We start from the raw sequence: 23,644 nt of genomic DNA on the forward strand, positions 1-23,644 counted from the left end.
CCCCGAACCCGTCAGGTGAGGTCGGTGCCGCCCGACGCGATGACCTTGCGATACCAGTCGAACGAATCCTTGCGGATGCGCTCGCCGCTGCCCCGGCCCTCGTCGTCCTGATCAACGTAGATGAAGCCGTAGCGCTTCGACATCTGCGACGTGGACAGGCTGACCGTGTCGATCGGCGACCAGCACGCGTAGCCGAGCATCTCGACGCCCTCGTCCACGGCGACGATCATCTCCGCGAGGTGCGAGCGCAGGTAGTCGATGCGGTAGTCGTCGTGCACCTTCCGGTCGTCGGTCAGCACGTCGCGCATGCCCACGCCGTTCTCGACGATGAACAGCGGCTTGCGGTAGCGGTCGTACAGCGCGATCAGCGAGATGCGCAGCCCCACGGGGTCGATCTGCCACCCCCAGTCCGTGGACGGGAGGTAGGGGTTCTTCACTCCGAACACCGTGTTGCCCGGGGTGCGCTCGACGGTCGGGTCGACCGACTCGGTCATCGACATGTAGTACGAGAACGACACGAAGTCGACGGTGTTCTCGCGCAGGATGTCGAGGTCGCCGGGTTCGATCGGGATCGTCACGCCGCGCTGAGCGAGCGTGCGTAGCGCGAGCGGCGAGTACTCCCCGCCGGCCTGCACGTCGCTCGAGTGGTACATCAGGCGATCCTTGGCCTGCGTGGCGGCCACGTCGTCGGGGTGGCACGTGAGCGGGTAGGTCGTCAGCATCGTGAGCATGCAGCCGAGCTTCGCGTCGGGGTGCAGCTCGCGGAGCATCGCGGTGATGCGGGCGGATGCCACGAGCTGGTGGTGCAGCGCCGTGTAGCACGCCTGCTCGAGCGAGCCCTCGACCAGTTCCTCGATGATGGCCCCCGAGGTGAAGGGATGCCGCAGCACGCTGTCGATCTCGTTGAACGACAGCCACAGCTTCACGAGGTGGCCGAAGCGCTCGAAGCACGTGCGCGCGAACCGCTCGAACAGCGCGATGAGGCGTCGATCGGTCCAGCCGTTGTACGTCGTCGCGAGGTGCAGCGGTGCGTCGTAGTGGGCCAGGGTCACCAGGGGCTGGATGCCGTGGACCCGCATGTTCTCGAACAGGGCGAGGTAGAAGGCCACCCCCTCTTCGTTCGGCTCGGTCTCCTCCCCGGTCGGGTACAGCCGCGACCACGCGATGGAGACGCGCAGCACCGTGAACCCCATCTCGGCGAACAGCGCGAGGTCCTCCGGGTAGCGGTGGTAGAAGTCGATCCCGCGCCGCTTGCCGTAGAAGGTCGGGTCGGGGTCGCTCATCGCCTCCTCGATGGACGCGAGGCTGACGTGGTGCTGAGCCGCGTAGTCCTTCGGGTCGGCGTTCGGGCGGTACTTCGAGATGTCCGACACGGCGGGCCCCCGCCCGCCCTCGCGCCAGGCGCCCTCGGCCTGGCTCGCGGCGATGCCGCCGCCCCAGAGGAAGGTGTCAGGAAGCGGCATTGGTCGTCTCCTTGATCGAGGTGAGAGTGGCGATGGGCTGCCCGGCCTCCACGGATCCGTTCGCCGACGGCGCGACCTCCCAGGCCTCGCTGTTGAGCACGACCACGGGAGTGGTGATGTCGTAGCCCGCGGCGCGGACGGCGTCGAGGTCGACGGTGACGAGCAGATCGCCCGCGGCGACCCGGTCGCCCTGGCCGGCGTGCGCCTCGAAGTGCGTTCCGGCGAGCTTGACGGTGTCGATGCCGACGTGCACGAGCACCTCGACGCCCTCGTCGGTGCGGAGTCCGATCGCGTGGCGGGAGGGCAGCAGGCTCACGATCTCGCCCGAGACGGGGGCCAGGACACGCCCGTCCGTCGGGACGATCGCGACGCCCTCGCCGAGGGCAGCCGAGGCGAAGACGGCGTCGTCGACCTGCGACAGCGGGATGAGCTGGCCGGTGAGCGGCGCCTGCAGCTGCACCGAGGCGCCGGTTGTCGCGCGAACGGCGGCGGGGTCCTGAACGGATGCCTCGGCGGCGACGTCGGCGTTCTCGCCGAGCACGCGGAGGGTGGTCGAGGCGGAGTCGCGCCACAGCACGAAGCACACCGTGAACGAGACGGCCCACGCGATACCCGCGCCGACCAGGGCGTTGACGAGGTTCCACGGGTTCTCGGCATCCACGAACATCGAGATGCTGGCGAGACCCGGGCCCACGGCGACGAAGCTGACGACGTTCGTGATGCCGAGGTACGCGCCGGCCGTGACGGCACCCGTGATGACGGCGATCAGCGCGCGGCGGTTCTGCAGCGTGACACCGTAGAGGGCGGGCTCGGTGATGCCGAAGAGTGCCGAGACACCGGCCGAGATGGCGGTCGCGCGGAGCGTGGGGTTCTTCGTGCGGAAGGCGACGGCGAAGCTCGAGCCCGACTCGCTGATGTTGTGAGCGAGCGACGACACGTTGTAGAACGACTCGCGGCCGGTCTCGGCGATCGTGGCGACCGTCGGCGGGATGAAGGCCTTGTGCATGCCCACCGAGATGATGAAGGGCAGAACGCCCGCGAGCAGGGCGACAGCCACCCAGCCGAGCGTGCCGTGCAGCCACAGCATGCCACCGGTCAGGAGCGAGCCGAGCCAGAAGCCGAGCGGGCCGAGCAGGAAGATCATCGCGGGGGCGACGACGATGATGCACACCAGCGGCACGAAGAAGACGCGGATCGGTGCCGGGGTGATCTTGGTGACCCAGTGCTCGACGGCCCAGAGCAGCAGCACCGTCAGGATCGGCGGGAAGACCTGCGCGCCGTAGGAGACGGCCGGAACGGCAACGCCGAACACCGAGGTGCCGTTCGTCACCAGTGTCGAGAAGCCGGGGAAGACGAGGAGCCCCACGATCCCGAGGGCGAGCGGGATGTTGACGCCGAGGCGACGCGCGGCGGTGAAGGTGACCAGCAGGGGCAGGAAGTAGAAGACCGCGTCGGGGATCGCGACGAGCGTCAGATAGGTCGGGTTGTCCTTCGCGACCCAGCCCAGCGCCACCGCCGCGATGAGCAGCGACTTGAAGACACCGGCACCGGCGATGGCGGGGATGATCGGGGTGAAGACGCCGACGACGAACTCCATGAACACCGAGCCCGCGCGCTTGAGCGTCAGCGGCTGTCGCTTCGCGACGACGTCCTTCGGCGAGCGCTCACGCTCGACGGCGCGGTACACGTCGGCGACCTTGGCGCCCACGACGACCTGCGTCTGCGGTCCGACGACGACGCCGAGCACGCCGGGCAGCGCCTCCAGCCGCGCACGGTCGACGCGCGAGTCGTCGGCGAGCGTGAAGCGCAGTCGCGTCGAGCAGTGCTGCAGGGTGGCGATGTTCTCATCGCCACCGACCCCCGCGATGATGTCGCGGGCGAGGTCTTGGTTCGTCATGGGCGCTCCTCCTTCGTTGGATGGACGTCCCGGGGCTGCTCCGCCACCGCTTTCGGGCAATAAAAAAAGGACCCGACCGCAAAACATCGTTTGCGTTCGGATCCTGCCTGCTTGACCAGTCACACGTCCGTGAGATTTCTACCACAGGTGCGACCGGGCGGCAAGACGTCGCGTCTCGACGGTGGGCTCGACGCGGGGTATCGTCGCCGTCGAGACGGTGCGACGGTGCCCGTCGCTATCGGCATCCCGGTGTCACCGCCCGGAAACATGCGCGATCGGCGGCGCGACTAGGGTCGGCCCGACGCAGCGCGACAGGAGGACGCCGTGAGCCGCGTGTCGTGGAAGATCATGGAGACCCTGACCGCCGACGCCCCCCTGCCCGAGCGCCGCCGGCGGCTGGGGCGCCAGCTGCTGAGGGCCGTCGAGGGAGACACGTTCGTGTCGTACCGATGGACGCCAGCGGGCCCGTACGCCGATCCCGTGGGGGTGCAGTTCGACGACGAGCACCTGCGCGCCTACGACGCGCGTTTCCGGCACATCGACACGATGACCCCGCGCTTCCTCGAGGCGCGCGGGGCGTCGGCGATCAGCCCCCGGCGCGATAGCCGCGACGAGTTCGTCCGCGATTTCCTGTTCCGCTCGGGCATGTTCCATGGCATGAACTACTTCGCTCCGCACCCGGTCGTCGGCTCCATCGATCTGCGCGTGTGGCGTTCCCAACGGCGGGGCGCCTTCACCCCCGATGACGTACGCAAACTGCAGGCGATCGGGGATCTCATGCACCGACTGTGGAGCGACGAGCCATCGGCGGCATCCGCTCTCACCCCGCGGCAGAAGGAGATCGTGTCGCTGGTGGGCGACGGGCTGACGGACAAGGCGATCTGCGACCGGCTCGGCATCTCCCTGCCGACTCTTCGCACCCATCTCGCGCAGGCGTTCGCCAAGACGGGAACGCAGAATCGCACGTCGCTGGCCATGGCGGTGCGCACCCCTCGTCATTAATGACGATGCCGACGCGGGTCCGCGTCGAGGATGCTCGGTCGCACGCAACCGCTTCAGCATCCCGGGAGAGAAATGTCCACACTGCGCGCGGGGGTCTCGCCCCTGTCCCGACTCGATCGATTCCCCCGGTGGGGACTGAGCGCGATCTCCGTCCTCACCATCGGGCTGGGCATGCTCTTCGTCCAGTACGACATCTTCAACATCAACGTCTCGTTCGTCCAGACCTGTGCGCAGATCATCGGCGGCTGCACCCCGGCCACGTCGGATCAGTTCATCGGGCTCCCGATCTTCCTCAGTCTCCTGGGGTACGGCATCGGGGCGCTCGTCCTGGGGCCGATGTCCGACCGTTTCGGGCGCCACCGCCTGCTCATCATCGCGATGGTGATCACGGGTCTGGGGTCGCTGTTCTCGACCTTCGCCGGTGACGCGACGTCCTTCAGCCTCTCGCGCCTCGTGACCGGTATCGGCATCGGCGCCGACCTGGCCATTATCAATGTGTACGTTAGCGAGATCGCACCGCGGCGCATGCGCGGCCGCTACACGAGCGTGCTGTTCTTCATGGCCGCTCTCGGCTCGGCGCTCGGGATCTGGCTGGGTCTGTTCCTCACCACGCCCATGACCCCCTGGCCTCAGGGTCTGCCTTTCGCCCTGGCATCCGACTCCTTCACATCGGGCTGGCGCTGGGTCTACGCCGTGGGAGCCATCCTCGCGGCGGTGTCGATCGTCCTGCGTATCGCCCTTCCCGAGTCGCCGCGGTGGCTCGCCACCCGCGGCCGTGACGCCGAGGCCGCCGCGGTCGTCGAGCGCATGGAGCAGCTCGCGACGCGTCGTCACCCGCTGCTTCCCGCATCGCCCGAAGACAGCAGCAGCACCGAGGTCGCCACGGGCGGCACCTGGTCGGGCGTGCGCGAGCTCCTCACATCGCGCGTGTACCTTCGTCGACTGCTCGTGATCGGCGCGGCCTGGCTGCTGGGATACGTGACGCTGTACTCCTTCGCCGGGGCATTCACGTCGGTGCTCGTGCGCCAGGGCTACACCGCGCCGGAGGCCGGCATCGTCAGCGCCGTGGGTCTCACCGGCTTCCTCGCGGCGGCGGTGGTGGCCCGCTCGGTCGTGGACCGCATCGAGCGCAAGTGGTGGATGCTCATCGGTGGCGCGATCACCGTCGTGGGCGCCGTCATCGTCGTGGCCGGGGGCGGGGCGACGGTCATGACGTTCCTGGGGGCCATCCTCGTCTTCTTCGGGCAGAACATCTGGGTTCCCGCGCAGTACGCGCTCACGGCTGAGAGCTTCCCGACCCGCTTCCGCACCACGGCCTACGCCCTGGCCGACAGCATCGGGCACGTCGGGGGAGGGCTCGGCGTCTTCCTCCTCGTCGGGATCTTCTCGCAGTTCCCGCTGCTGGGTTCGCTCCTCGGACTCATCGCCTTCCTCATCGTGGGCGCGCTGATCAACCTCCTCGCCCCGCGCACGCGCAACCGTTCGCTCGAGGAGATCTCGGCATGACCGTCGCACGCACGGCGGTGCCCGACGATCTCGGCATCTGGACGCAGCTCTCCGACGACGACGCGCTCGCGTCGCAGCGCTCCACCGCCGGACCCGACGCGTTCCCGGTGGCCGTGAAAGCGAACATCGCCGTGCGTGGTCTTCATCGGTCGGCCGGATGCCGGGTGCTCGATGTGGCGGCGGAAGAAGCCGACGCGCCGGTGGTGGCGGCGTTCAGGCAGCGCGGGGCGGTCGTCGTCGGCATGACGAACATGCACGAGCTCGCTCTCGGGGTCACCTCCGACAACGCCGCGTACGGATCGGCACGCGTCCCGTCGGCTCCGCGCCTCTCCGCCGGCGGCTCCTCGGGGGGCAGCGCAGCGGCGGTCGCCGCGGGGCTCGTCCCCCTGGCGCTGGGCACCGATACCGGGGGCTCCGTGTCGATCCCGGCCGGCAGCTGCGGGGTCGTCGGCTTCCGTCCCAGCACGGGGCGCTGGCCGACCGCGGGGATCGTGGGGCTGTCGTGGACACGGGACACGCCGGGAGTGTTCGCCACGACCGTCGAAGACGCGGCGCGCGCCGATTCCTGGGTCACCGGGAGCCGTTCGGCACCACCCGTGGAACGGGCGCGTCTCGGCATCCCGACCACTTTCCTCCAAGACCTGGACGCGCGGACGGAGGAGGCGTTCTTCCGCACGCTTGACGACGCGCGGGGCGCGGGCATCGACGTCGTGGACGTCGACATCGCGGACGTGCTCGCCCGCGCGCGCAGGGCCGAGTCGCTCGTCGTCGGGTGGGAGGCTCCCCGCGAGCTCGCGGCCGCCGCTGCTCGCGCGCTGAACCTCCCGCCCGACGAGGCTTTCGAGGTGCTCCGCGCGGGGGTGGAGACAGCCGATGTCGCCGACTTCCTCCAGGGGTTGGTGGACCGCCCGGTCTCGGCCGACGAGTACGCGGATGCTCTGTCGCTCGTCCTCGAGGCGCGCATACTCGCCGACGACGCGCTGGCACGGCTCGGCGTCGACGCACTCGTCTTCCCCACCACGCCGGCGCCCGCACCCTTGTCAGGTGGGGGTGCGACCGTGAGACATCGCGATCGTGAGACGTCGGTCTTCGGCCTGTACACGCGACACACCGGCCCCGGGACGATCCTCGGCGCGCCGATGGTCACCGTTCCCGCACGGGGGATCGGAGCGCCGGTCGGGATCACCGTGCAGGGACGGCGTTCCGACGATGCACGGACGTTGGGCATCGCGAGGAGGCTCCACGACGACTCGCGCGACGAGGCGGTGCCGCGCGCGGGCGTCAGCGTCGAGCACGGGGCCTGACGCCGTCGAGCCTCAGGCGGGCGTGCGCACCGACGCGAATTTGTTGCGGCGACGCAGCGCGAAGCCGAGCTTCTCGTACGCCGCGATCGCGTTCACGTTCGCCGCCGCCGCGTGCAGCAACGCCCGGTCTCCGCGCTGCTGAATGTGGAAGGCGACGTCGAGCACCAGGCGCGAGGCGAGGCCCTGGCGCCGGTGATCGGCATCCACGGCGACAGCGCTGATCTCGGTCCACCCGGTCGGGTGGAGGCGCTCGCCCGCCATCGCGACGAGTCGACCCTCACGACGGATGCCGATGTACCGGCCGAGCTCGTACGTGCGGGGCCGGAAGGGGCCGGGCTGATTGCGGTCGACGATCGCGATCATGTCGGCGGCGTCCTCCGCGCCCAGTTCGATCGCCTCGTCGTCGGGGCGGGGTCGGAGGGCGTCGGTCTCGACGAGCTGCACGCCCTCGCCGCCGCCGAGGTACTCCCACCCGTCGGGGAAGCCGCCCTCGTAACCGGAGAGTCCCACGTCGGCGCCGGGGCCGACGAGGTCGCGCAGGGCATCCCAGACGCCGGGCTCGTCCCACGTACGGACCGCGACGAACGGCGCGACATCGGCCGGATACCGGCGCACGAGGTCGCCGCCGATCGCGAACGAGGAGTGCGGGCCCGCGAGCGAATGCCACGCGGCGTTGTCGAGGACGGTGGCGTCGGCGTGCGGAATGTCGAGGGCGGGAGCGGTGGTCACCGAGACACTCTCCGCCGGTCCTGGCCGTCACGCAAACCGGTGGCCACCGCGGCCGGGTTCTCGTGACGGGGCGTGACGCTTCGCAACGCTGTGTGTCGGCGGCGGCGCCGCGACGGTGAGGACGGCGCATGCTGGAGGGGGTGGCATCCGGTCCGCCCGTCACCCGAGGAGAACGATGATCCGAGTCGACACCTCCGCCAGCGCGCGGCCCGCCTGGTGCGAGACGACGGATGCCGGGATCGTGGCGAGCGGGACATGACGGGGTCGGTGTCTTCCGGCGCAGGCGTGGAGTCGATCGCATGGACGATCGAGCGCGTCGACTGGGACGACGAACGAGCGGCGGTGCTGCGCGCGGCGATGGACGGCGAGATCGGCCCGCGGTACGCCGAGGTGTTCGCGGCGTTCGACGACGAGACCGCCGCCCTGCTCGCGCAGGACTTCGCGGTCGATCCGGCCACGATCGTCGACGTGATCCTCGTGCTCGATCCGTCGGGCAAGCCGGTGGGCCACGCGGCTCTGCGCGCCCTCGGCGACGACCTCGAGGTCAAGCGCGTATTCGTCGATCCCCGTGCGCGCGGGCGCGGGGCGAGCCGCGTGCTGATGGCCGCGCTCGAGCGCCTCGCGGTGGCACGCGGTGCCGAGCGGCTCATCCTGCAGACCGGCGACCGGCAGCCCGAGGCCATCGCCCTGTACGAGCGCATCGGCTACCGCGCGATCCCGGTGTTCGAGCCGTACGTGCGGTTCGCGGGGTCACGGTGCTTCGCGAAGGCGCTGACCGCGGAGATCCGGCGCCCCTGACCGGTGACATCCACCCCTGTCAACGCCCGCGCGCACGGTCGCGGGGCGGCCGTACGGTCGCGCCATGACCGTCACCCGACTCCTGCTGGCCCGCCACGGCGAGAGCGAGGGCAATGTCGCCGCCTCGAAAGCGGAGCGCGAGGGTTCGCCCACGATCGACCTCGACGTCCGTGACGCCGACGTCCCGCTCTCGCCCACGGGGGAGGAGCAGGCGCGGGCGTTGCGCACGTGGTGGGAGGGTGCCGGACCCATCGACGAGTACTGGGTCTCGCCGTACCTGCGCGCGCGACAGACGCTTGCGCTCGCGATCGACGACGCGGTTCTCTCGACCCGCACGCGCGTCGACGATCGGCTCCGCGACCGCGAGCTCGGCATCCTGGATCTGTTGACGTCGCGCGGGGTGCGGGAGTTCCACCCCGAAGAGGCGGCGCGGCGGCGCCACCTCGGCAAGTACTACCACCGGCCACCCGGGGGCGAGTCGTGGGCGGATGTCGCTCTGCGGCTGCGGTCGTTCCTCGGCGAGAACCTCGATCGCCCCGTCGACACCGTGATGGTCGTCGCGCACGACGCGGTCGTGATGCTGATCCTGGCCGTGCTGCTGCCCCTCGACGAGACCGAGCTGCTCTCCTTCGCCGCCGAGAACACCGTGCGCAACGCCTCGGTGACCGAGCTCGTCCGCGGTGGGCTCGTCCGCGGTGGGCTCGTTCGGGGCGAGAACAAGTGGGAGCTCACGACCTTCTCGTCGGTCGAGCACCTCGCCGTCGAGGGCGCCGACATCACCGTCCACTCGGGAGAAGACGATGGCCTCGAGCACTGAGAACGTCACGCTGTCGCTGCTGCGCGAGTGGGGGCTTCCCGAGCCCGGTGGGTCGAAGAAGTCGCGCGGCCAGGTGGTCGTGGTGGGCGGGTCCACGCGTTCGCCGGGCGGCGTCCTGCTGTCCGCGGAGGCGACGTTGCGCGTGGGCGCGGGCCGCGTCGGTCTCGCCGTTCACACCGATATCGCACCTCCCCTCGGACCGGCGATGCCGGAGGCCGGCGTCTACGTGCTCCCGACCGGGTCGCACCCTCTCGACGAACACCTGCGATCCGCGGTCGAGTCCGCCGACGCGGTCCTCCTCGGGCCGGGTTTCGATGATCCGGATGCCACCCGCGCGGCGCTCCTCGCCGTCGCCGACGCGGACGTCGACAGGCTGGTGCTGGATGCCTTCGCGCTCGGCATCCTGCCCGATGTGGACCGCGGCATCCTGCCGGACGAGCTCATCATCAACGCGAACGAAGAGGAAGCGGCGCTGCTGCTCGGGCGCGATCTGGGGGACGACCGCGTGGCCGATGTCCGCGAGATCGCCGAGCGTTTCTCGGCGGTGGTGCACTGCTTCGGAACCGTCGCCGCTGCGGACGGGCGGGCGTGGAGGGCGGAGCCCGGAGGCTCGGGCTTGGGGACCGCGGGCAGCGGCGACGTGCTCTCGGGCGCGATCGCGGGGTTCGCGGCGCTGGGCCTCGAGGCCGAGCGTGCGGCGGTCTGGGGCGGCTGGACGCACGCGCGGGCGGGGGACCGGTTGACCGAGCGCCTCGGCATCGGGTTCCTCGCGCGCGATCTGCTGGCGGAGCTGACGGCGGTCGTTCACGACAGCTGAGCCGTCGACACGCACCTGCTGGGCGACGGACGCAACATCGAGGTAAAGCGCTGATCGCGCCCTGACGTTGCGACGCCGCCGGTGTCAGAGCGTGCCCGCCGCCCCGGGGGCGTGCGCGCGGATCCGTGCGGCCGCAGCCGCCGCGGCGGTGTACTGCACGAGATGCCGGTGGCCGGGAATGCTCGACACCGATCCGACGGGTGCCCGCGCGGCGAGCCGCTGAACCCACCTCTCGCGCGCGATGGGGTCGGCGGCCCCGCGCAGCACGAGCAGGGGGACCGCCAGGAGCGCCACGCGCTCCTCGATCGGGTAGCGCACCATGTGACGCGCCTGCCGCGCGTACCAGAACGGCCCGCAGCGAAGGTAGTCGGTGAGCACGATCGCGTTGGCCCGGGGCGGTTCGAGTGCGGAGTCGCGCGCGAGCAGGAGAGCCTGTGTCACCGCACTGCGCCGTTCGTCGTCGGTCACGGGTCCGATGACCACGACCGCGCTCGCGAGATCCGGACGCTGCACGGCCGTCTCCACCACCCACTGTGCTCCCATCGAATGCCCGACGAGCACGGCCGCGCGCGCACCGAGATCATCGAGCACCGTGCCGAGCGCTCGGGACATCGCGGCGATATCGGGGGAGGCCTTCGGCTTCCGAAGGCCGCCGAAACCGGGAAGGTCGATCGAGTGCACCTCGGCATCGCGTGCCAACTGCGCGTGAAGGCGGCTCAGGTATCGGTGGGACATCCCGATGCCGTGGACCAGGACGTAAACCGCGCTGTTCGGGCGCCGACTCGTCCAGGATCGGAAAGCGAGGCCGTCCACCGTGTGCATCACGAGCGCGATCGTATGGTCGGCGCGGTGGGGCTGGTCGAGGGTTGCGCGATCTCTGCCGGGCGTCCAGAGTTCCGGCGGTTACAGGGGGCGGACCTCGGCAGGGGAAGCGGTATCGACCGACGCGCGTCCGCCGTCTCGGGAAGCGGGTCGTCGCTCAGAGGTCGAACCCGAAAGCCCGGAGGTCGAGGAATCGCCCGGGTTCCACCTCGACCGGGTGTTCGCGCTCGGTGAGACGGCGGAAGCCGAGCTTGAGGTACAGGGCGTGCGCACCGATCATCTCGGGTCCGCTGTTCATCACGACGCGCCGAGCGCCCCGAGCGCGCGCGAGATCGATGACGTGACGGGTGAGGGCCTCGCCGACCCCGCGCCCCCGTGCTGCGGGAGCCACCGCGAGTTGGCGGAAGTCGAGCTCGCCCTCCCGGGCCAACGGCGACAGGCGCTCGCCGGGTCGCGGGACCCACACGGTGCCGACGATCTGCCGCGCGGCATCCAACGCGACCCACACCTCACCCTGCGCGAGCCGCCCGGCGACATCGGCGAGCGAGGCGAGGTAGCCCTCGGTGAGCCCGTCGTAGCTGTGGCGGTAGGCCTCGACGGTGACCCGGCCGGCTTCGGCGTGCTCGTGCGGCTCGACCGGGCGGATGGTCAGTGTCGATGGGGTCGCGGAGGTCATGGCATCCATTCTTCTCGGGCGTCGCGCGGTGTGGCCCGGCCGCGGACGACCGGGCCACGCGTCGCGTTCAGGACTTCGGGAGTCCCGGCGGGTTGATCTCGCTCTTGTCGACGCCCTCGGACTCGAGGCCCCACGCGTCGAGCACCTTGGCGTAGGTGCCGTCGGCGATGTACGCGTTCAGCACGATGCTGACCGGTTCGATGAGGCCGTTGCCCTTCTTCGTCGCCGCGGCGATGTCGGCCGCGAGCGGCCAGCCGCCGGGGATGATGCCGACGAGTTTCGTCTCACCGGTCTCGCGTGCGGCCCAGGCTGCCGTGGCATTCGGGCCGAAGGTGGCGTCGACGCGGCCCGACTGCAGCGCAAGGGTGGCGGCGGCGTTGTCGTCGTAGTAGTTCAGCTCGGCGGGAGCCTTGCCCGCGGCGGTCAGCTCCTCATTCCACTTCAGCAGCACCTTCTCCTGGTTGGTGCCGGAGCCCACGACGATCTTCAGGCCCGAGATGTCGTCGGCCTCTTCGATCTTCGAGATCGGGCTGTCGGACCGGACGTAGAAGCCCAGCAGATCCTGGCGATAGCTGGCGAAGTCGTACAGCTCCTTGCGCTCCTCGGTGACCGTGACGTTCGAGGTGATGAGGTCGTACTTGCCCGATTGGATGCCGAGCGGCCAGTCGGCCCACGCCACCACGACGGGGTTGTACTCGAGGCCGAGTCCTTCGGCGATGAGCTCGCCGAAGTTGGGCTCGGTGCCGGCGACGTCGGTCGCGGCGGTGGTTCCCTCGGGCTGGTAGCTCAGCGGCGGGACGAACGCGCCGATCGCCACCGTGAGCTTGCCGGGCTCGATCGGCGTGAAGCCGCTCGCCTTCAGGGCGGCGACGGCCTCGGGCACGGCTTCCCCGGTGATGCGGGGGATCTCGCCGGTGTCGGGGTTGGCCCCGGTGGTCGCCGTGGGGTCGGCCGCCGCGACCGCGTCGGCGGGACGGTTGAGACCGATCGTGACGCCGACGCCGACGACGGCGACGAGGGCCGCCGCGATCACGCCGACCGCGATGCCTTGTTTCTTGCTGAGGGCCATGCTGTGTCTCCTTGTGAGGGTGGGGATGGGCGCGCCTTGAGCGGCGGGTCAGCCGAGCACTTTCGCGAGGAACTCCCGCGTCCGCGCGTGCCGTGGCCGCTCGAGGACCTCCTGCGGCGTCCCCTGCTCGATGACGCGGCCCTGGTCGAGGAACACGACGCGGTCGGCGACCTCGCGGGCGAAGCCGATCTCGTGCGTGACGATCACGAGGGTCGTGCCGAGCTTCGCGAGATCGCGGATGACGTCGAGAACCTCCCCGACCAGTTCGGGATCGAGCGCGCTCGTCGGCTCGTCGAACAGAAGCACCTGAGGCTTGAGGGCCAGCGCCCGGGCGATCGCGACGCGCTGCTGCTGACCGCCCGAGAGCTGGCGCGGATACGCATCCGCCTTGTCACTCAGTCCCACGCGGTCGAGCAGACCGAGCGCGAGCTCGCGAGCGTTGTCCTTGCTTAGGCGCTTCAGGGCGACCGGTGCCTCGGTGACGTTCTCGAGCGCGGTCAGATGAGGGAAGAGGTGGAAGTTCTGGAACACGATCCCGACGCGCGTCCGGCGCTGCAGAATCTCGCGCTCGTGCAGCTCGTGCAGCTTGCCGTGCCGGAGCTCGTAGCCGATGAACTCGCCGTCGACCGTGACCGACCCGGCATCCACGCTCTCCAGGTGGTTGATCGTGCGCAGGAGGGTCGACTTGCCCGAGCCGCTCGGCCCGAGCAACGCGACGACCTCGCCGGGGTGGACGGTCAGGTCGATCCCCTTCAGTACCTCCACGCCGTGGAAGCTCTTGTGCACGTTGTGGATTTCGACGAGCCCGCGGCCGTCGGTGACGACGCTCACGCGCGCACCCCCTTCGAGGAGGCCGGATGCTCGGCATCCGTCGCTCCCGGCGGGGCATCGCCGAGGCGCGCCCACTGCGTGCTCACCCAGCGGCGGGCGCGCTGCAACGGCGTCGGCGGCAGGGCACGGGCGGAGCCGCGGGCGTAGTGCCGCTCGATGTAGTACTGCGCGATGCTCAGGACGGTGGTGATGATCGTGTACCAGACCACCGCGACCAGCAGCAGCGGGATCACGCGGCTGTTGCGGTTGTAGATCACCTGCACCGCGTAGAACAGCTCGGGGATCGCGATGACGAAAACCACCGACGCGCCCTTCACCAGACCGATCACCTCATTCGTGGCGTTCGGGACGATCGAGCGCATCGCCTGCGGCAGGATGATGCGGAACAGGCGACGGGATGCCGGGATGCCGAGGGCCGCCGCCGCCTCGTGCTGGCCGGGGTCGACCGAGACGAGCCCGCCGCGGATGATCTCGGCCGAGTACGCGGCCTGGTGCAGGCCGAGGCCGAGGATCGCGGCGGCGAAGGCGCTGACGAGCTGGACGGTGGGGAACTCCACGATCCAGAAATCCGTGGTGAACGGGGTGCCGAGACCGAGCGTGGGATAGAGATAGCCGAGGTTGTACCAGACGATGATCTGCACGACGAGCGGCACCGACCGGAAGAACCAGATGTAGCCCCAGGCCACTCCGCTCAGCAGCGGAGAGGCCGAGAGACGGCCGAGGGCCAGGAGCGTGCCGAGCGCGAACCCGACGACCGCCGAGATCGCGGTGAGACCGAGGGTGTATCCGATGCCGATCAGCACCGGCTCGGCGAAGAAGTACTGCGCGAACGTGCCCCACATGTACCGGTCATTGGTGAAGAGGCTCCACACGAACTGCGCGACGACGAAGAGCAGCAGGGCGCTGAGGGTCCACCGCCACCAGTGGCGGGTGGGCACGACGGCGACGGTGCCGAGGTCGACTTTCTCGGCCGCCTGCGGCGCGGCGACGGGGCGGGCGGCGGGGGCCGGCGCGGTGGTGGTCATGGCGTGCTCCTCGGACTCCGGAACGACGCGGGGCGTCGATGGGTGAGGGTCACGGTACGACCGAGCGGGAGCGCGCCGCGAGACAAGGATTCACGGGTCGAAACGCTCCGCCACGTTCCGCAATCCGGTGCCACGGACGGTAATACGCTGGCGCGCGGCGGGCCGACGGACTAGCCGCGCGGCCCGGCGTGCCGGGCTCCGGAAGAATGCGCTGATTCACCGGCATCCGTGGTGATCGGTGGGGCGGGGGCGGGTTTCTTCCGGAGTCCGGCACGGCGGGCGTCCCGGTCCGAGGCCGACCCGCGGCACGGCGGGCGTCCCGGTCCGCAGCCCGGCGCCCGGGCGGGCCGGGACACCCCGGCGGGACGGGCGTCCCGGTCAGGCCTCGCGAAGGATCCGCGCCGTCACCCGCGCGCCGAAGAGCAGCGCCTCCACCGGCACCCCCTCGTCGGCGGCGTGGAACTGCCCGAACACGTCGAAGTCGGCGGGTACGCGCAGCGGGACGAAACCGTACCCGTGGATCCCCAGCTCGGCGAGGTGCTTGTTGTCGGTGCTGGCCGGAAGCAGGTACGGCACGACGGTGCCGTCCGGGTCCTCGGCGGTGATGGCATCCTGCAGCACGCCGATGATCGGGGCGTCGACCGGTGCTTCGATCGCGGGCACCGCGCGGGCCCATGTGACCTCGACGTCGGGGCCGACGAGGGCCTCGATCTCGGCGCGGAGCGTGTCGTCGCGCCCCGGCAGCATGCGGATGTCGAGGCGAGCGCATGCCGTCGAGGGGATGACGTTCGTCTTGCCCCCGGCCTCGAGCACGGTGGGGGAGACGGTGTGGTGCATTCCCGCGTCGATGAGGGATGCCGTGAACCCGAGGTCGTCGACATCGCCGCCCGCTCGCGCGTAGACGTCGAGGAAGCGGTCGAGGGTCGCCGTGCGGACCACGGGGAACCGATGCTCGCCGATCGCGACGACCGCGCGCGCGAGGCGCACCACGGCGTTGTCGGCGGTGGGGTGGGAGCCGTGCGCCGCGTGCCCGCGCGCCGTCAGGGTCGCCGAGGTGACGCCCTTCTCCGCCGTCGCCACGAGGTACGCGCGACGATCCCCGGGCAGCGGGATCGAGAACCCGCCGACCTCGCTGATCGCCTCGGTCGCTCCCGCGAACAGCTCGGGTCGGTTACGGACGAGCCACCGCGCGCCCCACACGCCCCCGGCCTCCTCGTCGGCGAAGAAAGCGAAGATGAGGTCGCGCCGGGGCACGATCCCGTCGCGGCGGAACGACCGGGCGACCGCCAGCAGCATGCCCGCGAAGTCCTTCATGTCCACGGCCCCGCGACCGTAGAGGATGCCGTCGTGGATCTCGGCGCCGAACGGCGGATGCGTCCAGTTCTCGACCTCGACCGGCACCACGTCGAGGTGAGCGTGGGCGACGAGGGCACCGGCATCCGGATCCGACCCGGCCAGGCGCGCGATCACGCTCGCCCGGCCCGGGACGGGTTCGACGAGGGTCGTCTCGTAGCCCACCTCTTCTAGCCGCGCCTGGACGAAGAGGGCGGCGCGCGTCTCGCCGTCGCCGATCGTCGAGGCCTCGCCGGTGTTGACGCTGTCGATGCGGATCAGGGCGCGGACGAACTCCAGCGCCTCCGCCTCGAGGGGTGACATGGGTCAGTGCTCGTGCGGACGGGCGTCCTCGCCGAGCTTGAACGCGAGACGGCCGTGCGCGTACCCGCCGCCCGCGCGGATGGCGGTGGCGACCCAGGCGGCCTCGGCCAGCTCGGCCTCGGTCGCGCCCGCCTTCACGGCGTTCTGCGAGTGTCCGTCGATGCAGTACACGCACTGCGTGGTGATGCCCACGGCCAGGGCGATGAGCTCGCGGTACTTGAGCGGGATCGCGCGCCCCTCGGGGGCGAAGACGGCCTGATCGAACGCGGCGAACGCCGCGAGGATGTCGGGCGTCTCGGCCTTGTAGACCTTCGTGTAGGTCTTGTCGGCGGTGCGGTCGAAGTACTCGGACATGTGCTCTCCAGGTCGAAACGGCGGACGGATGCCAAAGCCCCACCGTAACCACCGCCCTGCCGCGCCGGTCGGCCCGCGTCACGCGCGGTCACACGGGGCGGTCGGCGCTCCGGCCCGGGCGAAACTCCTGAGAAACCGAGCGATGTCGCCTTCCCGCGGTCCGTGAGGGTCGCCGGTGCCCGAATCTCAGGAGTTTCGCCCACGTTCGCGCCGAGACCAGCGCATCAGTGCATGACCATCCCGCCGGTGACGTTGATCGCCTGGCCGGTGAGGTAGCTCCCGGCCGGTGAGGCGAGGAAGTGCGTGACCCCGGCCACGTCCTCCGGGATCCCGAGCCGGCCCAGCGGAGACTTCGCGCTCCACGCGGCGATGTCGGCCTCCGAGCGGGTGTCGGCGCCCATCTCGGTGAGCACGTAGCCCGGGCACACCGCGTTGACGGTGACGCCGTGGCATCCCCATTCCTGCGCGCCCGCGCGCGTCAGCGCGACGACCGCGGCCTTCGAGGCGGCGTAGTGGCCCTCGCCTCCGCCGCCCTGCTTCGCGGCCATACTCGCGATGTTGACGATCGCGCCGCGGCGGGCGTCGAGCATCGCGGGGGCGACGGCCTGCATCGTCACGAGGGTGGCGCGGGCGTTGATGTCGAGCACGCGATCCCAGTCGTCGACCGTGATGTCGAGCAGCGAGGCATGCTGGAAGATGCCCGCGCAGTTCACGAGCACGTCGACGCCACCGAGCACCTCGATCGCCTCCCCGACCGCGCGCCGCGTGTCGATCGGATCGAGCAGGTCGACGGCGACGAAGTCGGATGCCGACTCCTCGGCCGGCGCGCGACGATCCAGCACCACGACACTCGCGCCATCGGTGAGGAAGCGTTCGACGATGGCGGCGCCGATGCCGCCTGAGCCTCCGGTGACGATGACGCGGTGGGACACGGTGCTCCTCTCTCCGGGCGTCGGGTCGCCCTGCGGCGTCACGGTACGCCCCGCGTCGTACGGAGTCGCGACGGTGCTGTTTCGGCGGCGTAAAGCCGCGAGGTGGCTAGGGTGAGGCCATGATTCAGACGGTCCGCCCCGACGCCGCGGCGCGGCGAGGTGCCGGTGCGGCCGCGGGGAGCATCGCTCTTTCTGTGCTCGTCATCGCTGTGTTGGCCTTCGCGTGGTCGGCGCTGGTCGGTGTTCTGCTCCTTCTCGCCTGGGTGCCGGGGGGCGTCATCGCCTGGTTCCTCATCCCGGTCGGTCTCACGACCTTGGCGATCCTGGCGGCGTTCTTCGCCGTCCGCTCGCGTCGTCTGGTGCCCCGAATCGTCGCCGGTGCGGCCCTCGTCTGCGCGGGGGCCTCGTTCGGTCTGCCGCTCATCGCGCAGGCGATGTTCGCGCAATCCTTCGGCTGATCGGGCGCGGAACGTCGTTTCAGGCGCCACCGCGCGGGCACCGGCCGTACCCTCACCGTGCGGTCGCGCGAAGCGCCCCCTGCCGCCTCACCCGGCGAGGACCTGCCAGACCGCGTCCACGTCGACCTCGATCCGCGCGTCCGTTCCGCGCGAACGCCAGGCGTCGCGATCGAAGACGTACGCCCGCTCGACCTCGAGAACGTACAGGTGCTTGGTTCGCACCGCGAGCACCGCCGCCACCTCGGCGTCGAGCTCGGCGGCCGGCCCAGCGTCACGGGGAAGCCGCGCGGCCAGGACCGCTCGCACGGCCGGCTCCGTGGCATCCACCTGCCGGGCCGAGAACGCCAGCTGCACCCCGTCGGCGTCGGCGACAGCCGCCGACGAGTCGTAGACGACACCGGATGCCATGCCCGACACCGCGATCGCCCGGGCGTGGCGAGACCCGCGGTCCGACTCGACGTACAGTCCGCGCGGAAGGAGGCGGTACTGCGCTGCCGCCGTCCACGGGCCGTCCGCGTCGGTCGTGCCGATGACGACGAAGCGTTGGCTCGCAAGAATCGCGGCCGCGCGTTGCTCGGGTGAGGACATGCCGCCATCGTCGGGGGCGCGCGCGACGGCGGTGTTTCCTGGTCGTAACGCTTCGCCCTCACGTCGTCTCGGCGATCACGCGGCCCTCTACGCTCGCCCTGTCCCCGTCGCCCGTCACGGCGACGCCCGAGCCGCAGGAGAACCGTGAGCGTCCACCCCGCCATCACCGACCCCGACGTGCGCGCGCACCTCGAACGACTTGCCGCTCGCGCGGGAACGATCCCTTCCGGCGCCACGGATGCCGACGGCGACGACGCCGCGCGGATCGCCGAGCTGCGCGCGAACCCGTCGTGGGTGCGCCTGCCCGACGACGAGGTCGTCGAGTCGCAGGATCTGGATGCCGACGGCCTCGCGCTGCGCCTGTACCGGCCCCGCGCGGGGCACCGCGGCACGCTCGTCTTCGCCCATGGCGGCGGCTGGGTCGCGGGCGACCTCGACAACAACGACGCCCTGTGCCGCGCGCTCGCCGCCGCCACCGATGCTCAGGTGCTGAGCGTCGACTACCGGCTGGCGCCCGAGCACCCCTTCCCGGCCGGACTCGGCGACTGCGAGCGGGCGCTGCGTTTCGCCGCCTCCGGGGCCGGTGGGCTGATCGACCCCGCGTTGCTCGGGGTCGCCGGGCACAGTGCCGGGGGCAACCTCGCCGCCGCGCTCGCCCTGCGCTCGCGTGAGGGTCGGGCTCCCGGCATCCGGGTCCAGGTGCTGCTGTGCCCCGTGCTCGACGCCCCCGACCCCGACCGGCCGAGCTACCGCGCGCACACCGAGAACCTGCCGCTGACCGCGAAGGGAATGCAGTGGTACTGGGGGCTGTACCTGCAGGAGGCCGCGGGCGCGGGGAGCGTCGGTCCGGCGGTGGCGCCCGGGGGCGTTGCGGCGTCCGCACCCGAGGGTTCCGCGCCCGGGCCGGTCGCGCAGGTCGCCGCTCCGGCGGGAGCCGCGTCCGATGGTGCGGTCCCTGTCGAGGCGGCCCCGGTGCGCGCGCCCGATCTGGCCGGATCGGCTCCGGCCGTGATCGTCGCGGCGAGCGTCGACCCGCTCTCCGACGAGGCGGAGGAGTACGCCGGGCGGTTGGCGGCATCCGGAGTCCCCGTCGAGTTCGTGCGCCGCGAGGGTGTGCCGCACCTGTTCCTGGTGTTCCCGTCGACGCCCGCGCGCGACGAGGTGCTCGCGGCGATCGCACCCGCGGTGCGTCGCGCCTTCGCCTGAGCTGCTCGACCCTCGTCCCACTTGTGGCGGGTTGCCGGGCTGCTGCCCGACCACTTCTGGGACACGCACTGTCATAAGTGGGACGAGGCCCTGCTTCGGCGGTGCCCAGCGGGATGCGTGTCCCACTCGTGGTGGGTGCGGAGGTCCGTAACCCGCTTCTTCTGGGACACGCACCGCCATAAGTGGGACGAGGGTGTTGAGCCGCGCTGGGCCACGCGACCCTCGTCCCACTTGTGGCGGGTGCGGGGATCCGCGACCGGCTCCCTCTGGGACACGCACCGCCATAAGTGGGACGAGGCCCTGCAAAACATCCGCCGCACGCCCGGAACACCGCGGAAACACGCGATTGTTACCGTCATCAACATGTCGCTCCTGGTCACGAACGCACGTCTCATCACGGTCCCCGCGGGCACCGACGACCCCGGATACATCGAGCGCGGGTACATGCTCGTCGAAGACGGACGCATTGCCGCGATCGGCGCCGGCGACCCCGACCCGGGGCTGACCGCCGACGACATCCTCGACGTCGACGGCAAGTTCGTCGCGCCGGGCTTCGTGTCGAGCCACAGCCACCTGTTCACGAGCGGCTCGCGCGGCCTCGGCGTCGACCAGACGCTGTACGGCTGGTGCACCTCGATGTTCAGCGTGCTCAACAACGCCTCGCCCGACCAGATCTACTGGGCGACGCTGCACGGTTCGCTCGACTTCCTCGCCAACGGCGTGACCACGGCCTACAACTTCACCGATCCGCTCCTGCCCTGGGAGCCGATGGTCGACGGCAAGCGCGCCGACGGCGGCGGCATCCTGCGCGATCACGCCTGGCACACCCGGCAGGCGGATGGATGCCTCGACGCGGGGCTCCGCTTCGTCGACTCGATCGCGCTCGATGCGACCGTCGGCACCGACGAGGAGATCTTCGCCCGGTTCGAGGCATCCCTTGATCACGTCCTCGCGATGGATCCGGACATCGCGCTCGGCGCCTCGATCATGGGGCAGGTGCAGTGGTCGACCAGGCCCGACGCCGCCGAGATCGAGGTCGCGGTCATGGACCGTTTCGGCGTCACCAATCAGGCGCACTTCCTCGAGACGTACGAGGCGATCGAGCACCAGCAGACGAAGTTCCAGCTGTACAAGAACGCCGGCGCGCTGCGCCCCGGGATGATGTTCGGCCACTTCATCCAGACGACGCCGGAGATCATCGCGGATGCCGCCGCCGGTGGCGCGAGCATGTCGTGGCAGCCGGCATCCAATGGGCGTCTCGCGTCGGGTGTCGCGCACGTGCCAGAGATGCTCGACCAGGGCATGAAGGTCGGCATGGGCCTCGACGACCAGGCCTGCACCGACGTCGCCGACCCGTGGCAGAACATGCGCATGGGCATGTTCATGCAGCGCGCCCGTACCCACGACCCGCTGTCGATGATGCCCGAGCGGGTGTTGCGCCTGCACACCCTCGGGGGAGCGGAGATCATGGGCGTCGACGACCGCGTCGGCAGCCTGGAGGTGGGCAAGTTCGCCGACTTCGTGGTCGTCGACCCGCGGCTCCCGGACGTCGGTCCGCTGTGGAATCCGGTGCGCAGCTACGTGCTCGCGTGCGGGCTCCGCAACCTGAAGCAGGTGTACGTCGGCGGCAAGCTCGTGAACGACCGCGGTGTGTCGACGAACCCGCTGGCCGAGGAGGCATCGCGGGTGCTGCACGAGGAGCTCCCCGCGCTCGCGGAGGAGTTCGGCGTCATCCTCTAGCGTCCGCGTCTGCAGGGTTGAGTGTCCACGAAACCCGGACGGTCCTCGCGGGGCGTCCGGGTGTTGTGGACACGCGGCGATGAGGGCGCCGCGTCAGGCGCAGAACTCGGCCCGCACGTCGGCGGTGTCCCCGAGTTCGTCACGGAGTCGGGCGACGAGCTCTCTCCCCTCGGCGAGCCATCGGTCCAGGTCGGGGAGCTCCTCGTCGATGTCCCGGTTCTGCCAGTGCTCGTTCCATGCCTCGAAAGCGTCCTGCAGCTCGGACGAGAGGGGCAGGGCATCGCGCTCGAACGGGTAGTTCTCCGTGAAGTTCTCCCAGAGGGGAAGGCCGCTGATCCACTCCGGGAAGACGCGGATGAGACGCCGTCCGTCTTCGAGCCGTGGGGGCGTGGTGGATTGCAGGGATCGGTCCTGCCAGCTCCAGTGAGCCAAGCGCGATCGCTGCTCCTCGGTCTCGGGGTCCACAAAGACCACGCTACGCGGCGTACGTCCGTCGGACCCGCGCGGCGGCGGAGTCCGTCAGATCGCCGACCATCCCCCGTCGCTCGGCAACAGCACGCCGTTGACGTTGGCGGAGTCATCGCTGAGCAGCCAGGTGATGGCGGCGGCGAGTTGCTCCGGCTGCGCGACGGGCGGCACGACCACCTGGAGGAGCGGGCCGATGCGGCCGGCGGCGTACTCGCTCTTCATGGGCGCCTCGATGTTGGTGGCGACGGCCCCCGGCGCGACCGCGTTCGCGCGGACGCCCTGCGGACCGTGGAAGAACGCGACGCTCTTCGTGAACCCCGCGATCGCGTGCTTCGACGACGTGTACGCCGCGCCGGCCGTCGAGCCGCGCAGCGCGGCCTCCGAGGCGACGTTGACGATCGCGCCGGCGCCCGCCCCGATCATGAGCGGCAGCACCGCGCGCGTCAGGCGCATCGGGCCAGTGAGGTTGACGCTCAGGACCCGGTCCCACGTCGCGTCGTCGACCTCGCTCGGCGGAAGGAAGGCATCCATGATTCCGGCGACGTTCGCGAGTCCGTCGACCCGGCCCCCTGCTGTCTCGAGGAGCGCCGCGATGGTCTCGGGAGCGGAGACGTCTCCGACGACCGTCTCGACGGCCAGTCCGCTCAGCTCGTCGCGGAGGGCCTCGAGTCGCTCGGCGACGACGTCGGTCGCGATGACGCGCCCGCCTTCGTGCGCGATCCGGGTCGCCGTGGCGCGTCCGATACCGGACCCGGCACCGGTGACGATGATGGTCTTGCCTGCGAATCGTGCGACGGTCGACGCGGTCATGGTTTTCTCCTTCGTGAGGGCGCAGGTGCGCCACTCACGGTTTTAGCACTCAGTGCCGAAAGGTGTCTATGGAAAGTCCGAACGAGCGTCCCGGGGGGCGGCCGCGCACAATCGATCCCGCCCGCGTCTCCCTCATCGCGCTCCGCCTCTTCGACGAGCGCGGATTCGATGCCGTGTCGATGGACGAGGTCGCAACGGCGGCGGGGGTGAGTCGGCGGTCGTTGTTCCGGCTCTTCCCGAACAAGGCCGCGCTCGTCTGGGACGGGCTCGAGGAGTCATTCGATCGCTTCCGCACCTCCCTCTCGGCGAGCGGCGACGAAGAGCCGCTCTGGGAGGCGATCCGCCGTGCGTTCGAGGCCGGCGCCACCATCCCCGCCGAGTCTATCGAGGTCACGCGCCACCGGCTGCGCGTGATTCGCGCGAACCCGTCGCTCGAGCAGGTCGGGGCCCCGACGATCGGGATGATGACGGATGCCGCGGCACGCTTCGCCGCGGAACGGGCGGGCTGCGCACCGGACGACCTCTTGACGACGGTGCGCGTGCACGCGCTGATGGCCGCGGTCAACGCATCCCTCGCCTGGTGGGCCCTTCATGGAGGAACGGAAGCCCCGCAGAGCGTGGTCCGTCGCGCGCTCCGCGAGGTCGCCCCGCGCTGAGCCGCTCTCGTCTCGTAAGG

24 protein-coding genes are annotated in these 23,644 nt (G+C 70.7%); 10 read left to right on the forward strand and 14 right to left on the reverse strand.

Annotation, left to right across the window (positions count from 1 at the left end; all coding sequences use genetic code 11):
• Window positions 1-11: 11 nt before the first annotated feature.
• Both ACMW4R_RS04360 and ACMW4R_RS04365 read right to left on the reverse strand, forming a co-directional pair.
• Window positions 12-1,463, reverse strand: coding sequence for a family 1 glycosylhydrolase (locus ACMW4R_RS04360; RefSeq protein ID WP_058595848.1), 1,452 nt, complete (start codon window positions 1,461-1,463; stop codon window positions 12-14).
• A complete protein-coding gene (locus ACMW4R_RS04365) occupies window positions 1,450-3,360 on the reverse strand; it encodes a beta-glucoside-specific PTS transporter subunit IIABC (protein ID WP_058612848.1) in 1,911 nt (636 codons plus the stop codon). Before ACMW4R_RS04365 ends, ACMW4R_RS04360 begins: the two co-directional genes overlap by 14 nt.
• A 324-nt stretch (window positions 3,361-3,684) precedes the next feature.
• Between ACMW4R_RS04365 and ACMW4R_RS04370 the strand changes: the two genes are divergently transcribed.
• From ACMW4R_RS04370 to ACMW4R_RS04380, 3 genes are all read left to right on the forward strand, one after another.
• Window positions 3,685-4,362 carry a helix-turn-helix transcriptional regulator gene (locus ACMW4R_RS04370; RefSeq protein ID WP_058612847.1) on the forward strand — a complete coding sequence of 226 codons (678 nt, stop codon included), beginning with the start codon at window positions 3,685-3,687 and terminating at the stop codon, window positions 4,360-4,362.
• Window positions 4,363-4,434: 72 nt separating this feature from the next.
• Window positions 4,435-5,868 (forward strand): MFS transporter, encoded by a 1,434-nt coding sequence (locus ACMW4R_RS04375; RefSeq protein WP_058595851.1) that lies wholly within the window; start codon window positions 4,435-4,437, stop codon window positions 5,866-5,868.
• Complete coding sequence (locus tag ACMW4R_RS04380; protein ID WP_418299267.1) at window positions 5,865-7,172, forward strand: amidase family protein; 1,308 nt, start codon at window positions 5,865-5,867, stop codon at window positions 7,170-7,172. Before ACMW4R_RS04375 ends, ACMW4R_RS04380 begins: the two co-directional genes overlap by 4 nt.
• 12 nt (window positions 7,173-7,184) lie before the next feature.
• Here the strand turns inward: ACMW4R_RS04380 and ACMW4R_RS04385 are convergent, their stop codons facing one another.
• The gene (locus ACMW4R_RS04385; RefSeq protein WP_058612845.1) at window positions 7,185-7,901 is read right to left on the reverse strand and encodes a GNAT family N-acetyltransferase; all 717 of its coding nucleotides are present in this window, start codon (window positions 7,899-7,901) and stop codon (window positions 7,185-7,187) included.
• A 267-nt stretch (window positions 7,902-8,168) separates the two neighbouring features.
• Between ACMW4R_RS04385 and ACMW4R_RS04390 the strand changes: the two genes are divergently transcribed.
• The 3 genes from ACMW4R_RS04390 to ACMW4R_RS04400 all read left to right on the forward strand — a co-directional run bounded on the left by ACMW4R_RS04390 (window position 8,169) and on the right by ACMW4R_RS04400 (window position 10,333).
• Complete coding sequence (locus ACMW4R_RS04390) at window positions 8,169-8,699, forward strand: GNAT family N-acetyltransferase (protein ID WP_418299268.1); 531 nt, start codon at window positions 8,169-8,171, stop codon at window positions 8,697-8,699.
• 64 nt (window positions 8,700-8,763) lie between these two features.
• On the forward strand, window positions 8,764-9,516 hold the full coding sequence (locus ACMW4R_RS04395; RefSeq protein ID WP_418299269.1) for a histidine phosphatase family protein: 753 nt from the start codon (window positions 8,764-8,766) through the stop codon (window positions 9,514-9,516).
• Window positions 9,500-10,333, forward strand: coding sequence for an ADP-dependent NAD(P)H-hydrate dehydratase (locus tag ACMW4R_RS04400; RefSeq protein WP_418299270.1), 834 nt, complete (start codon window positions 9,500-9,502; stop codon window positions 10,331-10,333). The genes ACMW4R_RS04395 and ACMW4R_RS04400 overlap by 17 nt, the downstream gene beginning before the upstream one ends.
• Window positions 10,334-10,417: 84 nt before the next feature.
• On the opposite strand, the gene ACMW4R_RS04405 is transcribed toward ACMW4R_RS04400, so the two are convergent.
• From ACMW4R_RS04405 to ACMW4R_RS04440, 8 genes are all read right to left on the reverse strand, one after another.
• Window positions 10,418-11,155 (reverse strand): alpha/beta fold hydrolase, encoded by a 738-nt coding sequence (locus ACMW4R_RS04405; protein ID WP_418299886.1) that lies wholly within the window; start codon window positions 11,153-11,155, stop codon window positions 10,418-10,420.
• Between the two features lie 157 nt (window positions 11,156-11,312).
• Window positions 11,313-11,831: a GNAT family N-acetyltransferase gene (locus tag ACMW4R_RS04410; protein ID WP_418299271.1), complete on the reverse strand. Its 519-nt coding sequence runs from the start codon at window positions 11,829-11,831 to the stop codon at window positions 11,313-11,315.
• Window positions 11,832-11,898: 67 nt separating this feature from the next.
• Window positions 11,899-12,900: an ABC transporter substrate-binding protein gene (locus tag ACMW4R_RS04415; RefSeq protein ID WP_418299272.1), complete on the reverse strand. Its 1,002-nt coding sequence runs from the start codon at window positions 12,898-12,900 to the stop codon at window positions 11,899-11,901.
• 48 nt (window positions 12,901-12,948) lie between these two features.
• Entirely contained in the window at window positions 12,949-13,731 is a 783-nt protein-coding gene (locus ACMW4R_RS04420) for an amino acid ABC transporter ATP-binding protein (protein ID WP_058595856.1), read from the reverse strand.
• A complete protein-coding gene (locus tag ACMW4R_RS04425; protein WP_418299273.1) occupies window positions 13,728-14,756 on the reverse strand; it encodes an amino acid ABC transporter permease in 1,029 nt (342 codons plus the stop codon). The genes ACMW4R_RS04420 and ACMW4R_RS04425 overlap by 4 nt, the downstream gene beginning before the upstream one ends.
• Window positions 14,757-15,134: 378 nt before the next feature.
• Window positions 15,135-16,412 carry a M20/M25/M40 family metallo-hydrolase gene (locus ACMW4R_RS04430; protein ID WP_418299274.1) on the reverse strand — a complete coding sequence of 426 codons (1,278 nt, stop codon included), beginning with the start codon at window positions 16,410-16,412 and terminating at the stop codon, window positions 15,135-15,137.
• Window positions 16,413-16,415: 3 nt separating this feature from the next.
• Complete coding sequence (locus ACMW4R_RS04435; protein ID WP_058598107.1) at window positions 16,416-16,766, reverse strand: carboxymuconolactone decarboxylase family protein; 351 nt, start codon at window positions 16,764-16,766, stop codon at window positions 16,416-16,418.
• 224 nt (window positions 16,767-16,990) lie between these two features.
• Complete coding sequence (locus ACMW4R_RS04440) at window positions 16,991-17,698, reverse strand: SDR family NAD(P)-dependent oxidoreductase (RefSeq protein ID WP_058612840.1); 708 nt, start codon at window positions 17,696-17,698, stop codon at window positions 16,991-16,993.
• Between the two features lie 119 nt (window positions 17,699-17,817).
• On the opposite strand from ACMW4R_RS04440, the gene ACMW4R_RS04445 reads away from it, so the two are divergent.
• On the forward strand, window positions 17,818-18,156 hold the full coding sequence (locus ACMW4R_RS04445; protein WP_418299275.1) for a hypothetical protein: 339 nt from the start codon (window positions 17,818-17,820) through the stop codon (window positions 18,154-18,156).
• An 87-nt stretch (window positions 18,157-18,243) separates the two neighbouring features.
• On the opposite strand, the gene ACMW4R_RS04450 is transcribed toward ACMW4R_RS04445, so the two are convergent.
• Window positions 18,244-18,744, reverse strand: coding sequence for a pyridoxamine 5'-phosphate oxidase family protein (locus ACMW4R_RS04450; protein WP_418299276.1), 501 nt, complete (start codon window positions 18,742-18,744; stop codon window positions 18,244-18,246).
• A 144-nt stretch (window positions 18,745-18,888) separates the two neighbouring features.
• On the opposite strand from ACMW4R_RS04450, the gene ACMW4R_RS04455 reads away from it, so the two are divergent.
• Both ACMW4R_RS04455 and ACMW4R_RS04460 read left to right on the forward strand, forming a co-directional pair.
• On the forward strand, window positions 18,889-19,950 hold the full coding sequence (locus ACMW4R_RS04455) for an alpha/beta hydrolase (RefSeq protein WP_418299277.1): 1,062 nt from the start codon (window positions 18,889-18,891) through the stop codon (window positions 19,948-19,950).
• 363 nt (window positions 19,951-20,313) lie between these two features.
• Entirely contained in the window at window positions 20,314-21,690 is a 1,377-nt protein-coding gene (locus ACMW4R_RS04460) for an amidohydrolase family protein (RefSeq protein WP_418299278.1), read from the forward strand.
• A gap of 93 nt (window positions 21,691-21,783) precedes the next feature.
• On the opposite strand, the gene ACMW4R_RS04465 is transcribed toward ACMW4R_RS04460, so the two are convergent.
• Window positions 21,784-22,155: a hypothetical protein gene (locus ACMW4R_RS04465; protein WP_241490576.1), complete on the reverse strand. Its 372-nt coding sequence runs from the start codon at window positions 22,153-22,155 to the stop codon at window positions 21,784-21,786.
• A 54-nt stretch (window positions 22,156-22,209) separates the two neighbouring features.
• Complete coding sequence (locus ACMW4R_RS04470) at window positions 22,210-22,968, reverse strand: SDR family NAD(P)-dependent oxidoreductase (protein WP_058598112.1); 759 nt, start codon at window positions 22,966-22,968, stop codon at window positions 22,210-22,212.
• A gap of 68 nt (window positions 22,969-23,036) precedes the next feature.
• On the opposite strand from ACMW4R_RS04470, the gene ACMW4R_RS04475 reads away from it, so the two are divergent.
• Complete coding sequence (locus ACMW4R_RS04475) at window positions 23,037-23,624, forward strand: TetR/AcrR family transcriptional regulator (RefSeq protein WP_058627865.1); 588 nt, start codon at window positions 23,037-23,039, stop codon at window positions 23,622-23,624.
• Window positions 23,625-23,644: the final 20 nt, after the last annotated feature.

Source organism: Microbacterium sp. S1037 (assembly GCF_048381605.1).
Classification (GTDB): Bacteria; Actinomycetota; Actinomycetes; order Actinomycetales; family Microbacteriaceae; genus Microbacterium; species Microbacterium testaceum_B.

Bases quoted from the DNA above. Each gene is read 5' to 3' on its own strand.
- ACMW4R_RS04445 (WP_418299275.1), top strand. From the start codon at position 17,818: ATGATTCAGACGGTCCGCCCCGACGCCGCGGCGCGGCGAGGTGCCGGT.
- ACMW4R_RS04400 (WP_418299270.1), top strand. From the start codon at position 9,500: ATGGCCTCGAGCACTGAGAACGTCACGCTGTCGCTGCTGCGCGAGTGG.
- ACMW4R_RS04430 (WP_418299274.1), bottom strand. From the start codon at position 16,412: ATGTCACCCCTCGAGGCGGAGGCGCTGGAGTTCGTCCGCGCCCTGATC.
- ACMW4R_RS04365 (WP_058612848.1), bottom strand. From the start codon at position 3,360: ATGACGAACCAAGACCTCGCCCGCGACATCATCGCGGGGGTCGGTGGC.
- ACMW4R_RS04360 (WP_058595848.1), bottom strand. From the start codon at position 1,463: ATGCCGCTTCCTGACACCTTCCTCTGGGGCGGCGGCATCGCCGCGAGC.
- ACMW4R_RS04435 (WP_058598107.1), bottom strand. From the start codon at position 16,766: ATGTCCGAGTACTTCGACCGCACCGCCGACAAGACCTACACGAAGGTC.
- ACMW4R_RS04460 (WP_418299278.1), top strand. From the start codon at position 20,314: ATGTCGCTCCTGGTCACGAACGCACGTCTCATCACGGTCCCCGCGGGC.
- ACMW4R_RS04475 (WP_058627865.1), top strand. From the start codon at position 23,037: ATGGAAAGTCCGAACGAGCGTCCCGGGGGGCGGCCGCGCACAATCGAT.
- ACMW4R_RS04415 (WP_418299272.1), bottom strand. From the start codon at position 12,900: ATGGCCCTCAGCAAGAAACAAGGCATCGCGGTCGGCGTGATCGCGGCG.
- ACMW4R_RS04450 (WP_418299276.1), bottom strand. From the start codon at position 18,744: ATGTCCTCACCCGAGCAACGCGCGGCCGCGATTCTTGCGAGCCAACGC.
- ACMW4R_RS04470 (WP_058598112.1), bottom strand. From the start codon at position 22,968: ATGACCGCGTCGACCGTCGCACGATTCGCAGGCAAGACCATCATCGTC.
- ACMW4R_RS04425 (WP_418299273.1), bottom strand. From the start codon at position 14,756: ATGACCACCACCGCGCCGGCCCCCGCCGCCCGCCCCGTCGCCGCGCCG.
- ACMW4R_RS04410 (WP_418299271.1), bottom strand. From the start codon at position 11,831: ATGACCTCCGCGACCCCATCGACACTGACCATCCGCCCGGTCGAGCCG.
- ACMW4R_RS04380 (WP_418299267.1), top strand. From the start codon at position 5,865: ATGACCGTCGCACGCACGGCGGTGCCCGACGATCTCGGCATCTGGACG.
- ACMW4R_RS04405 (WP_418299886.1), bottom strand. From the start codon at position 11,155: ATGCACACGGTGGACGGCCTCGCTTTCCGATCCTGGACGAGTCGGCGC.
- ACMW4R_RS04375 (WP_058595851.1), top strand. From the start codon at position 4,435: ATGTCCACACTGCGCGCGGGGGTCTCGCCCCTGTCCCGACTCGATCGA.
- ACMW4R_RS04395 (WP_418299269.1), top strand. From the start codon at position 8,764: ATGACCGTCACCCGACTCCTGCTGGCCCGCCACGGCGAGAGCGAGGGC.